Source organism: Kitasatospora sp. NPDC004615, from assembly GCF_042873545.1.
Taxonomy (GTDB): domain Bacteria; phylum Actinomycetota; class Actinomycetes; order Streptomycetales; family Streptomycetaceae; genus Kitasatospora.
The window spans coordinates 140,473-152,808 of sequence record NZ_JBIALQ010000012.1 but is presented as its reverse complement, the minus strand read 5'-3'; the positions used below and the strand labels follow the sequence as shown (position 1 = coordinate 152,808).

9 protein-coding genes are annotated in these 12,336 nt (G+C 71.8%); 6 read left to right on the top strand and 3 right to left on the bottom strand.

The features are described from left to right. Positions 1 to 41: 41 nt before the first annotated feature. On the top strand, positions 42 to 1,406 hold the full coding sequence (locus ACFYS8_RS32545; RefSeq protein WP_387648054.1) for an acyltransferase: 1,365 nt from the start codon (positions 42 to 44) through the stop codon (positions 1,404 to 1,406). Between the two features lie 6 nt (positions 1,407 to 1,412). Here the strand turns inward: ACFYS8_RS32545 and ACFYS8_RS32540 are convergent, their stop codons facing one another. After that, positions 1,413 to 2,297 carry a GNAT family N-acetyltransferase gene (locus tag ACFYS8_RS32540; protein WP_387648051.1) on the bottom strand — a complete coding sequence of 295 codons (885 nt, stop codon included), beginning with the start codon at positions 2,295 to 2,297 and terminating at the stop codon, positions 1,413 to 1,415. A 388-nt stretch (positions 2,298 to 2,685) separates the two neighbouring features. On the opposite strand from ACFYS8_RS32540, the gene ACFYS8_RS32535 reads away from it, so the two are divergent. From ACFYS8_RS32535 to ACFYS8_RS32525, 3 genes are all read left to right on the top strand, one after another. Beyond that, on the top strand, positions 2,686 to 4,092 hold the full coding sequence (locus ACFYS8_RS32535) for a glutamine synthetase family protein (RefSeq protein ID WP_387648048.1): 1,407 nt from the start codon (positions 2,686 to 2,688) through the stop codon (positions 4,090 to 4,092). 79 nt (positions 4,093 to 4,171) lie between these two features. Continuing rightward, positions 4,172 to 5,548, top strand: coding sequence for an aldehyde dehydrogenase family protein (locus tag ACFYS8_RS32530; RefSeq protein ID WP_387648046.1), 1,377 nt, complete (start codon positions 4,172 to 4,174; stop codon positions 5,546 to 5,548). Next, positions 5,545 to 6,321 (top strand): 3-oxoacyl-ACP reductase, encoded by a 777-nt coding sequence (locus ACFYS8_RS32525; protein WP_387648043.1) that lies wholly within the window; start codon positions 5,545 to 5,547, stop codon positions 6,319 to 6,321. Before ACFYS8_RS32530 ends, ACFYS8_RS32525 begins: the two co-directional genes overlap by 4 nt. A gap of 141 nt (positions 6,322 to 6,462) precedes the next feature. On the opposite strand, the gene ACFYS8_RS32520 is transcribed toward ACFYS8_RS32525, so the two are convergent. Together ACFYS8_RS32520 and ACFYS8_RS32515 are read right to left on the bottom strand one after the other, a co-directional pair. Next, a complete protein-coding gene (locus tag ACFYS8_RS32520; RefSeq protein WP_387648040.1) occupies positions 6,463 to 6,837 on the bottom strand; it encodes a hypothetical protein in 375 nt (124 codons plus the stop codon). Positions 6,838 to 7,057: 220 nt separating this feature from the next. Beyond that, on the bottom strand, positions 7,058 to 10,159 hold the full coding sequence (locus ACFYS8_RS32515; protein WP_387648037.1) for a SpoIIE family protein phosphatase: 3,102 nt from the start codon (positions 10,157 to 10,159) through the stop codon (positions 7,058 to 7,060). Positions 10,160 to 10,294: 135 nt separating this feature from the next. Here ACFYS8_RS32515 and ACFYS8_RS32510 point away from each other — a divergent pair, with 135 nt between their 5' ends. Both ACFYS8_RS32510 and ACFYS8_RS32505 read left to right on the top strand, forming a co-directional pair. Beyond that, the gene (locus ACFYS8_RS32510; protein ID WP_387648034.1) at positions 10,295 to 11,242 is read left to right on the top strand and encodes a pseudouridine synthase; all 948 of its coding nucleotides are present in this window, start codon (positions 10,295 to 10,297) and stop codon (positions 11,240 to 11,242) included. A 136-nt stretch (positions 11,243 to 11,378) separates the two neighbouring features. After that, positions 11,379 to 12,305, top strand: coding sequence for a diiron oxygenase (locus ACFYS8_RS32505; protein WP_387648032.1), 927 nt, complete (start codon positions 11,379 to 11,381; stop codon positions 12,303 to 12,305). The last annotated feature ends 31 nt before the right edge of the window (positions 12,306 to 12,336 follow it).

The following is a 12,336-nucleotide window of genomic DNA, read 5'->3' as shown; positions in this document are numbered from 1 at the left end:
CGTGGGACAGGCGTCAATGTTGACCGGAGATGATGACCGACATGGGGGAGAGGGGGATCGACGTGAAGGAAACGTCGGTGCGCAACGGGTACGTCGACCTATTGCGGGCGGCGGCGATCGTCCTGGTGGTGGTCGGGCATTGGCTGATCACCGCACTGGAACGGGCGTCCGACGGATCGTTGGCGGCACCCGAGTTGATGGCCGTCGTGCCATGGACCCAGTGGCTGACGCTGGTCTTCCAGATCATGCCGGTGTTCTTCCTGGCCGGTGGCTACGCGGCGGCCGGTTCCTGGAGCGCCTGCCGCGCCGAGGGCGGTACTGCGGCCGGGTGGATCCGCGGGCGGGCCTTGAGGTTGCTGATGCCGACCGGTCCGTACCTGGTCCTGGCGCTGGGCGGGCTGTTGATCGCGGCAGCGTTCAGAGCCGATCCGGTGCTGCTGAGGATGATCGGCTGGGCGCTGGCCATGCAGTTCTGGTTCCTGCCGGTCTACTTGATGATCAGCGCCCTGACACCGTGGTTGTACGCGCTGCACCGGCGGTGGGGTCTGAGCGCCGTCGCGGTGACGGCCGTCGCGGCTGTCGGCGTCGATCTGGTGGTTCTCGGGGTGGACATGGAGTGGGCGGGGCGGGCCGGTCTGCTGAACTACCTGCTGGTGTGGACGGTCTCGTACCAACTCGGATTCGACTGGAAGGACGGCGGGGTGACAACTCGGCCGTGGTTCGGTGCCGTTCTGGCCGTGGGCGGCGCGGCAGGCTACGCGGCGCTGGTGGAGTTCGGACCGTTCCCGGTCAGCCTGGTGCTGGTCACCGGGGAGGAGGTGTCCAACACCAACCCGCCCTCGCTCGCCATGCTGGCGTGGCTGGTCGCCCAGTGCGGGCTCTGTCTGCTGCTGGCTCCGCGCGCGGAGCGGGCGTTGCGGTCGGCGCGCCGCAGGCGGTTCGTCGAACCGCTCGGCCGGGTCAGCATGACGCTCTACCTGTGGCACATGGTGCCGGTCCTCGGTGCCGGCGCCGCGTTCTACCTGACCGACCTGGCCCCCGAGCCGGAGGTGGGCTCGGGAGCCTGGTGGGCCTGGCGGCCGGGCTGGATCCTGGTGCTGGCCGCACTGTTCTGCCTACTGCTGCTGGCCCTGCGGCCGGTGGACGGCCTGCTGATACGCCTGGCCCGGCGGGCCCGGCCACAGGCCGCGATCACCGGGGCGTGGCGGACGCTCCTGCTGACCGTCGGCCTGGCCGCCACCGTCTGGGCGCTGGCGCACTGGGCCGTGCAGGGCCTTGCCTGGGGCGGGTCGCCGGACTGGCCGACAGCGCTGGCCTTCGGCGCCGGGGCGGCACTGGTCGGCGCTGCCGCCACCCGGCGGGCAGCGGCGGAGACGACGGATATGGCTGCGCGGGCCGGGAGTTGATCGACGTCAGGACTCGAGCGAGAGGCGGAACTCGATGGAGCGGTGCGTAGTGCGGTAACCGAGGGCCTGGTTCACGGCAATCATGCCGGCGTTGTGGTCGGCGGTGTCGGTGAGGAGGCCGGTGATCTCCGGCTGCTCGGTGCGCGCCCAGCGGATGGCCTCGGCCTTCATGGCCCGGGCGAGACCCCGTCGGCGATGGGCGGGCATCACACCGGTGCCGTAGTGCTGGCCGTTGCCGGAGCGGTCGGCGGGGAGGACGAGTTCGGTGAAACCGACGATGCTGCCGGTGGCCTCCTCGACCACGGCGACGGTGTGCAGGAGTTCACCTCGGTCCTCAACGGCCTTCTCGGCCGCGAGGACCCGGGCTTCGTCCCAGACGACCACGCCGAAATCGGTGTCACCCATCGGCGTGTCGTCCATGGCGGTGCGCGAAACGGTGAAGGTGGCCAGCCACTCGTCCGGGCAGCTGCCGAGCCACGAGATCAGCCGGTATCCGGGGTGGAGCGGCACCTCGGTGGCGGCCGGCGCAGAGGTGGGTGAGGTCAGGTCGAGCCGGGCGTAGTCGAGGGCCAGCGCCCGTCCGAAGCCCCGTGCGGTGAGGAAGGCATCGCCCGGGGATCCCTCAACCGCCTGGACGAGCATCGCCCGGCGGCCGTCCTCGCGGGCCGCCGCGGCGGCAGCGGACAGCAGCGCGGAGCCGACGCCGCGCCGGCGTTCGGCGGGGTGGACGTTCAGTGTCAGGGAGCACAGGTGGGCCTGGGCGGGGGAGGTGAACAGTCCCAGAACGGCGGTTCCGAGCGGGGTGCCGTCAGGGGCGGACGCCAGCCAGGTGAGACGACGGGTGAGCGGCGGTGGGACGGAATCGGTGAGGGCGGTCAGACGGAATGTCACGAGTGGTGGACTCCAGAGGGAGGGCGGGCGAGCAATGGGCGTGCATGCGGCACCGAAGCAGGTGAATCCGGCCGGTGCAAGCGATTTCCGGTCCGCTGCTGGTTGTCGAACCGGGCGCGGGGCTGTGGCAGCTGTGGCCTGTGGGCGGTTGGTACGGGGGATATCGCGGCGGATCAAAGGAGGGCCGAGTGAAAGGAGTTGGTGACTGATGCTGCGTCATATTGCTTGGAAACGTGATGAGCTGACGATGAATCAGTTCGGATCGACACGCGCGCGGCCACTGGTGCGGGCAGGTCCAGGGCGGGATCATCGTCGCTGTGGTGGTCGGCGTCGCGGCAGCCGGACAGGGCTGCCGGGACGCACCCGGGGCGGCGGAGGTGGAGGGCGGATGACCGACGCGCGACTCACGGTGGAGCGCCTGCGCACTCTGGTGGCCGAAGGCGCCGTGGAGACCGTGGTGCTGGCCGTCACCGACATGCAGGGGCGGTTGCAGGGCAAGCGATTGGCGGCGGAGTACTTCCTGAACGAGGTGCTGGCCGGAGGCGCCGAGGGCTGCGGCTACCTGCTGGCGGTGGACGTGGAGATGAACACCGTGGACGGCTACGCGGTGTCCTCCTGGGAGAACGGCTATGGCGACCTGGTGTTCCGGCCCGACCTGACGACCCTGCGGATGGTGCCGTGGCACCCGGCCACCGCGATGGTGCAGTGCGACCTCGCCCACCAGGACGGCAGCCCGGTCGCGGTGTCGCCCCGCCAAGTGCTGCGCCGTCAGCTGGAGCGGCTCGCCGGGTACGGATGGCGGGCGTTCGTGGGTACCGAGCTGGAGTTCATGGTCTTCCGCGACAGCTACGAGCGGGCCTGGGAGAAGCACTACCAGGACCTGACGCCCGTCAACCAGTACAACGTGGACTACTCGATCCTCGGCACCGGACGGATCGAGCCGCTACTGCGCAGACTGCGTACGGGGATGGCGGGCGCCGGGCTGGTGGTGGAGTCGGCGAAGGGCGAGTGCAACCTCGGGCAGCACGAGATCGCCTTCCGCTACACCGACGCGCTGCGCTGCTGCGACGACCACGCCGTGTACAAGACCGGAGCGAAGGAGATCGCCGCACAGGAGGGCGTCAGTCTCACCTTCATGGCCAAGTACGACCAGCGGGAGGGAAATTCCTGCCACATCCACCTGAGCCTGCGGGACCAGCAGGGCCGCCCAGTGTTCCCCGGGAACGGCACGCAGGAGACGGACACGGAGACGGGGATCGAGGGCGGGCACGGGCAGCTGGGAGGGTTCTCCCGGACGATGGAGCACTTCCTGGCGGGGCAGCTCGCCTGCCTCGGCGAGTTCGCGCTGCTGCTCGCGCCGACCGTCAACTCCTACAAGCGCTACGTGGCAGGCAGCTTCGCCCCGACCGCGATCGCCTGGGGCCGCGACAACCGGACGTGCGCGCTGCGGGTGGTCGGGCACGGCAGCTCCCTGCGGTTCGAGAACCGGGTGCCCGGCGGGGACGTCAACCCGTACCTGGCGGTGGCCGCACTGATCGCCGCCGGACTACACGGGGTGGAGCACCAACTGCCGCTGGAGCCGGAATTCACCGGCAACGCCTACGCCTCCGACGCCCCACGCGTGCCGGCCACGCTCCGGGAGGCGATCGAGCTGTTCGACCGCAGCGAGGCCGCCACCGTGGCGTTCGGCAAGGACATGGTCGGGCACTACGCCCACGCGGGCCGGGTCGAACTCGCCGCCTACGACGCCGCGGTGACCGACTGGGAACGCCGCCGCGGCTTCGAGCGGCTGTAGGACGCGGACTCGTGGCCGCCACCACCGGACACCACCGCGTGGGCCCGGCCACCCGGACACCACACCACAGGAGAGCGCCGTGATCGACCAGCCCGATCCGTACCAGGTGGTCAACCCCGCCACCGAGGAGGTGATCGCCACCGTCGAGCTGGCCGGCATCGAGGCCACCGACGCCGCGATCGCCCGCGCCAAGGTCGCGTTCGAGAGCTGGCGGGCAGTCGCCCCGGGCGACCGGGCCCGGCTGCTGCGCCGCTTCGCCGCCGAAGTGGACGCCGACCGTGAGCACCTGGCCGCGCTGGAGGTCGCCAACGCGGGGCACACCATCGGCAATGCCCGGTGGGAGGCCGGCAACGCCCGCGACGTTATCGAGTACTACGCGGGCGCGCCGGAGCGGCTGTTCGGTCGGCAGATCCCGGTCGCGGGCGGCCTCGATGTCACCTTCCACGAGCCGCTCGGCGTGGTCGGCGTGATCGTCCCGTGGAACTTCCCGATGCCGATCGCCGCCTGGGCACTCGCGCCCGCCCTCGCCGCCGGCAACACGGTGATCGTCAAACCCGCCGAGGCGACCCCGCTGACCGCGCTGCGCCTCGGCGAACTCGCCCTGCGCGCGGGGCTGCCGGAGGGCGTGCTGCAGATCCTGCCCGGCCGCGGGCCGGTGGTCGGGCAGCGGTTCGTCACCCACCCGGATGTCCGCAAGGTGGTGTTCACCGGCTCCACGGCCGTCGGCAGGTCCGTGATGGCCGGCTGCGCCGCGCAGGTCAAACCCGTGACGCTGGAGCTCGGCGGCAAGAGCGCCAACATCGTGTTCGCCGACGCCGATCTGGACAAGGCCGCCGCCACCGCCCCGTACGCGGTGTTCGACAACGCGGGGCAGGACTGCTGCGCCCGCTCCCGGATCCTGGTCGAGGCGAGCGTGTACGAGGCGTTCATGGCCCGGCTGGAGACCGCGGTGCGGGCGGTGCGGGTCGGTGACCCGGGCGACGAGAAGACCGAGATGGGCCCGCTGATCTCGGCCGCGCACCGGCAGCGGGTCGCCTCGTACGTGGACGGCGACACCGAGGTGGCGTTCCGCGGCAGCGCCCCGGAGGGGCCCGGATTCTGGTACCCGCCGACGGTGCTCGCCCCGATCGCGCCCGACCACCGGGCGTTCACCGAGGAGGTGTTCGGGCCGGTGGTCGCGGTGGTGCCGTTCCGCGGCGAGAGCGACGCGGTACGGATCGCCAACACCACCGAGTACGGCCTGTCCGGCTCGATCTGGACCCGCGACGTGGGCCGGGCACTGCGCGTCGCCCGCGCCGTCGAGGCGGGCAACCTGTCCGTCAACTCGCACTCCTCGGTGCGGTACTGGACGCCGTTCGGCGGTTTCAAACAGTCCGGCCTGGGCCGAGAGCTCGGCCCCGACGCCCTGCACGCCTTCACCGAGACCAAGAATGTCTTCATCGCGACGGAGGAATGAACCCCATGACCAAGCGACTCGACGGCCGGGTGGCCGTCGTCACCGGCGCGGGCAGCGGCATCGGCCTGGCCACCGTGCGCAGGTTCGCCGCCGAAGGGGCGAAGGTGGTGTGCGCCGACATCGACGAGGAAACCGGCGCCAAGGCCGCCAACGAGGTCGGCGGCCTGTTCGTGCGCACCGACGTGAGCGACGAGGAGCAGGTCCGGGTGCTGTTCGACACCGCCGTCGAGCACTACGGCAGCCTGGACGTGGCGTTCAACAACGCCGGAATCTCGCCGCCCGACGACGACTCGATCCTGGTCACCGGGCTGGAGGCGTGGAAGCGCGTCCAGGACGTCAACCTGACCTCCGTATACCTGTGCTGCAAGTACGCGATCGGGCACATGCGGCGCCAGGGCAAGGGCTCGATCATCAACACCGCGTCCTTCGTGGCGGTCATGGGCGCCGCCACCTCGCAGATCTCCTACAGCGCCTCCAAGGGCGGGGTGCTGTCGATGAGCCGCGAGCTGGGCGTCGAGTTCGCACGCGAGGGGATCCGGGTCAACGCGCTGTGCCCGGGGCCGGTCAACACCCCGCTGCTGCAGGAGTTGTTCGCCAAGGACCCGGAGCGGGCCGCCCGCCGCCTGGTGCACATCCCGCTCGGCCGGTTCGCCGAGCCCGAGGAGATCGCCGCCGCCGTCGCCTTCCTGGCCAGCGACGATTCTTCCTTCATGACCGCGAACACCTTCCTGGTGGACGGCGGCATCTCCGGCGCCTACGTCACCCCGCTCTAGCCGGCGCGGGCTCAACGGGACGGCCGGGCGGGTCGCGAGGACACCGCCCGGCCGTTCAACGCTGAGCCGTTCGACCCTGGTTCAAGCCTGAGTCGTTCTGCCACGAGCCGTTCCGGCCCGGCAGGGCGGCACCGGCACTGTTCACTCCGCGGAGAAGGCGTCCCCGCCGATCGCGGCGGCGCTGCCGCCCAGGGAGGCCGCATCGCCCTCGACGCCCAGCGCGTCGCCGCCCGCGGCGAAGGCGTCGCCCCCGAGCGCGGCGGCGTTGCCGCCCAGTGCGGCGGCGTCGCCGTCGATGGCCAGCGCGTTGCCGCGGACGGCCCAGGCGTCGCCTTCGACCGCCACCGCGTCGCCGTCGATCGCCAGCGCGTCGCCGCCGAAGGCGATCGCTCCGTGCGGGTGGTGGTGGTGTCCGTGCGGGTGGTGCTCGTGCGCGGACGCGGTGCCCGCGGCACCGAACAGGGCGAGCCCGGTGAGGATGGTGGCGGTGGTGAGCTTGGCAATGCTGGAACGCATCAAGTCCTCCATGGTTGGCGCCGATCGCGACCGATCGCGACCGATCCTGGAGGAGGGCCGACCCGTGGCGTGGGCCTCCGGCCGTGTCGTCACCCGTCCGGGGCAACGCCACTGCCGTGACGGGTGAGTGAGGTACCGCCGGATGCCGTACCGGGCTGACGGTCCGTCGATTCGCTTGTCGGACAAGGCAGTTGAAGTACCAATCGGTATGACGATCGGATCAGCGGGCCGGGAGCTCCATCTCGAACCAGACCACCTTGCCGTCCCGGGTCGCCCGGCTGCCCCAGCGGAGCGCCAACTCGTTGATCAGCTGCATGCCCCGGCCGCCCTCCTCGTGCGGACCCGACGGCCGCAGCCGCGGCTCCCGGCTGTCCGCGTCCGACACCTCCACCGTCAGCAACGCACCACGGAACACCCGCAGTTGCAGCGGCGAACCGGCATGAACCAGGGCGTTCGTCAACAACTCGCCGGTCAGCAGCACCACCGGCTCCACCAGCGAGGTCAGACCCCAGCCCGTCAGCGTCCGCCGAGTGAACTCCCGGGCGTGCCGCAGCAGCGCCGGGTCGCCGGACAGCGGCAGCGTCGCCAGCCGGTCCTCGCCGACCGGACCCGCGTGCGCCATGATGACCGCCACGTCGTCCTGCCCCAGCGTCGCGCCGAGCGCGTCCAGCACCACATCGCAGCCCCGCTCCAAGGTGCCCTGACGGTGAGTAACGGTCGAGCGCAGCAACTCCAGGCCCTCGTCCAGGTCCTGGCCACGCCGCTCCACCAGACCGTCCGTGTACAGCACCAGCAGCCCGTCCTTGCGCAGCGGGAACCGGATCGACTCGAACGGCACCCCGCCCACGCCCAACGGCGCCCCCGGCGGCGGCTGCACCAGCCGCGCCTGCCCGTCGCGCTCGGACACCACCGGCGGCAGATGCCCGGCCGAGGCGAGGATGCACTCCTCGTCCACCGGGTCGAACACCGCGCACACACAGGTCGCGAACTGGCCCTCGCCGAGCTGCGCCGTCGCATCGTCCAGCCGGCGCAGCACCCGCGCCGGATCCAGGTCCAGCGTCACCAGCGTGCGCGCCACCGTGCGCAGTTGGCCCATGGTGGCGGCCGCCCGGATGCCGTGGCCCATCACGTCGCCGACGATCAGCGCCACCCGGCCGCCGGTCAGCGGCACCACGTCGAACCAGTCGCCGCCGATCTCGTCGCCCACCGTCGAGGGCAGATAGCGGTGCGCGATCTCCAACCCCGGTGTGAGGTGCACGTCCTGCGGCAGCAGGCTGCGCTGCAGGGTGAGCGCGGTGTCCCGCTCGCGCCGGTACAGCCGGGCGTTGTCGATGCACACCGCCGCCCGCGCCGCCAACTCCTCGCCGAGCGCCAGGTCGGCCGCCGTGAACGCCTCCGGATTGGCCATCCGCGCGAACTCCACCCCGCCCAGCACCTGCCCGCGCGCCAGCAGCGGCACCATCAAATACGAGTGCAGGCCCGCGTCCAGACTGGGCTGGACCCGCTCCGGGTAGGTGACGATCCGCCGCAGCGCGAACTCGTCCACGTGCGGCACCAGCACCGACCGGCCGGTACGCATCGCCTGCGCGTACAGGTGCGCGGAACGCGACGCCCCACCGACCTCGTCGGCCGCGTGCACGAGCTTGGCGCGGGCACCCTCGCTGTCGTCGGCCCGCTCACCGACCGCGACCGCGCGCAGCAGCACCGAACCCGACTCGGGCACCGGCTCCGGGTCCTCGTCCGCCATCACCGCCTCACGGATGTCGACGGTGACGAAGTCCGCGAAGCGGGGGATCACCACGTCCACCAGTTCTTGCGCGGTCAGGTGCAGATCCAGCGTGGTGCCGATCCGGGTGGACGCCTCGTTCAGCAGGGCCAGCCGCTGCTGGGCGGTCTCGGCGGCCTCCAGCGCGCGCTGGCGCTGCTCGGCGGCGTCCCGCTCCCGGGTGTACAGCAGCGCGTTGTCGATCGACACCGCCGCCCTGCCCGACAGCTCCGCCGCCAGCGCCACGTCCGCCTCGTCGTACGGGGCCGCGGTGTGCGCGCGCAGGAACGTCGCGGTGCCGAGCGCCGAGCCGCGGGCGATCAGCGGCACCACCATGAACGACCGCACCCCCTGCTCCCGGATCGCGGCGCCGCGCACCGGATCGTCGGTGAACCACTTCATCGCGGGGGCGTCGGTCTGCGGCACCAGCACCGGCCGGCTGTGCGCCAGCGCCCACGCGTCCGGGGTGCTCGGATGGAAACGCCGCACCGTGCCGACCGGGGCGATCGGCCACATTCCGCTGTCGGGGACGGTGTGGAACGCCAGCCGGCGCAGCACCGCGGACCGGTCGGAGCGGTCCGGCAGCACCACGGCCTCGCCGCGCACCATGGACTCCAGCACCTCGACCACCACGGCGTCGGCCAGCCGCGGCGTCGCCGTCTCGGCCAGCTCCCGGGCGGTGGTGGCCAGGTCCAGTGTGGTGCCGATCCGTGCGGACGCGTCGTTCAGCAGCGCGAGCCGCTGCTGGGCGGCGTCGACGGCGATCTCCGCCTCGAAGCGGTCGGTGATGTCCACGACCGTCACGCACACCCCGAGCACCGTGCCGTCCGGCTCGTCCAGCCGGAAACACGCCACCGACCAGGCGTGTTCGCGCTCCGGGTCGGCCGGCGTCCAGCCGTGGGTGCGGGCGTCCAGCACCGCCCGGCCGTCGGCCAGCACCTTCATCATCATCGCCTCGACCTGCTGGCCGTCGATGGCGGGCAGCACCTCGGTCAGGCGCCGCCGCACGCTCTTCTGCCGGGGCACTCCGTTGATCCGGGCCAGCGCCTCGTTCAGGCGGACGAAGCGCAGCTCGGTGTCGAACACCGCCATGCCGAGCGGGGACTGGGTGAAGAAACCGTCCAGCACCGCCAGGTCGGAGGCCAGCCGGCGCACCGCGCTGACGTCGGAGGCCACCGCCAGCACCATCGGGGTGCCGTCCGGGCCGAGGATCGGGAAAGCGCGGAACTCCAGCCGCACCAGATGCCCGTCCCGGTGCCGCACCGGGAAGACCCCCGAGAACGGGCGGCCCTCGAGGATCCGGGAGAACAGCTCCAGCACCTCCGGACGCCGGTCCGCCCCCACCAGCAGGTCCGCGGCGCGGGCGCCCACCGCCGCCGCGGCGGGAAAACCGAGCAGCGTCTCCGCGTCCGGGCTCCAGTGCAGGATCCGGCCGTCGGACGCGACCAGCGCCGTCGCCACCGGAATGGCCAGCAGGCCGTCGGGCAGCTGCGCACCGCCCTCCGCCAGCGGAGAGGTGGCGCGGATCCGGTGACTACCCTGCTTGTCGGTGTCCATCTGGCCACCTGCCGTTCCGGGGGCGGGTACCGCCCTGCCATCGTCGCATGCCGGGCCGCCCGCGCCCAGACGGGTGAGCGACCGCTATCGTGGGCCGGATGGACACCCGTCGGACAGATCCCCAGGTGGCGCCCGGTGGCGCGTAGGCCCCCCGCTCCCGTGAGCCCGCTGCCGCAGCGCGACGGCATTGACGCGGTCCACGTGCGGCTGCCCCTCGAAGGCCCCTGGCCGACCGTCCGCGCCTACCTGGAGGAGCGCTACGGCGCCGCCGCCGGGACCGGACGGATAGTGGCGATGCTCGACGCCGGTGAATTCGTCGGCACCGACGGGCCGATCGCCCCCGACACCTCCTACCGGCCCGGCGGCCACGTGTGGTTCCACCGTGAACCCGGGCCGCCCGAACCCGTGGTGCCGTTCCCCGTCGAGGTGCTGTACCGCGACGAGCGGATCGTGGTCGCCGACAAGCCGCACTTCCTCGCCACCACGCCGCGCGGCAGCCACGCCACCGAGACCGCGCTCGCCCGGCTGCGCCGCGACCTCGGCCTGCCCCAGCTCAGCCCCGCACACCGCCTGGACCGCCTCACCGCGGGCGTGGTGCTGTTCGTCGCCGACCCCGCCCGCCGGGGCGCCTACCAGGGACTGTTCGAACGGCGGGAGGCCGTCAAGACGTACGAGGCGATCGCCCGGCATGACCCCGCAGTGGCCCTGCCGACCACCGTGCGCAACCGGCTGGTCAAGGACCACGGCCGGCTGGACGCCTACCAGGTGCCGGGGGAGCCCAATGCGGAGAGCCGGGTCGAGCTGCTGGAGACCCGCGACGGTCTGGGACGCTACCGGCTCGCCCCGCGCACCGGCCGCACCCACCAGCTGCGGGTGCACATGAACGGCCTCGGCCTGCCGATCCTCGGCGACCCGATCTACCCTGAACTGCTGCCCGAACAGGACCCCGAGGACTACCGGCGTCCGCTCCAACTGCTGGCACGGTCGCTGGAGTTCACCGACCCCGTGGACGGCACCCGGCGGCGCTTCGTCAGCGGACGGGTGCTGGCGGCGTGGGCCGATCCGGCCGACTGGCACGGCTGACGGACCCTCGGGCCGACGGCGAACGCCTCCTTGTGCGCAGTGTATTGACGGCCAGTCTAATAACTTCTACCTTCGCGGCAGTGGCACCGTTCCACCCCGACCACCCTCGACTCCGCCCCACCGCGAAGGAGCCGGCATGCCGCCCCACCCCGCCGCCACCCCCGGCGCCCCCGACCGCGAGCGCACCGCCCCCGACCGGGAACGCACCGCCGAACGCCTGCTCGCCTCCTCCGCGAAGCTCTCGTTCAACCCGCTCAACGACGTCGACTGGGACGCCGACCCCGTCCCCGGCGCCTACTACTGCCCGCCCCGCCACCTCTCCCTCTACGGCACCGACCTGTGGGAGCGCCTGACCGAGGACGAGCGCGTCGAACTCTCCAAGCACGAGGTCGCCTCGATAGCCAGCGTCGGCATCTGGTTCGAGGAGATCCTCATGCAGATGCTGCTGCGCCACGCCTTCGACCGGGACCCCACCAGCAACCACGTCCAGTACGCGCTCACCGAGATCGCGGACGAATGCCGGCACTCGATCATGTTCGCCCGAATGATCGCCAAAATGGGTGTCCCCGCGTACGGTGCGGGATTCGTCGCCCACAACCTCGGCCGGCTGTTCAAGGCGATCTCCACCCACAGCCAGACCTTCGGCGGCACCATGTACGTCGAAGAGATCCTGGACGCCTTCCAGCGCGAAATGATGAACGACGACACCGTCCAGCCGCTCACCCGGCAGGTCTCCCGGATCCACGTCATCGAAGAGTCCCGGCACATCACCTACGCCCGCGAGGAACTCGTCCGCAAGCGGCTCGGGCCGCTGCGACGGCGGTGGGAACAGCTGTTCCTCGGCGTGGTCATCTACTACGCCACCACCGCGCTGATCCACCCCCGGCTCTACGCCGCCGTCGGCATCGACCCGAAGATCGGCAAGGCCGTTGCCCGGGCCAACCCGCACTGGCGCACCACCAAGATCGAAATGGCGCAGAAGGTGATCGGCGTGCTGGACCGGGCCGGACTGGTCGGCCGCGCCAACCGCTGGCTGCTGCGCGCGGCCGGAGTGATCGCCTGAGCGGTTCGACGGCGGATCAGGTCGCACAGTT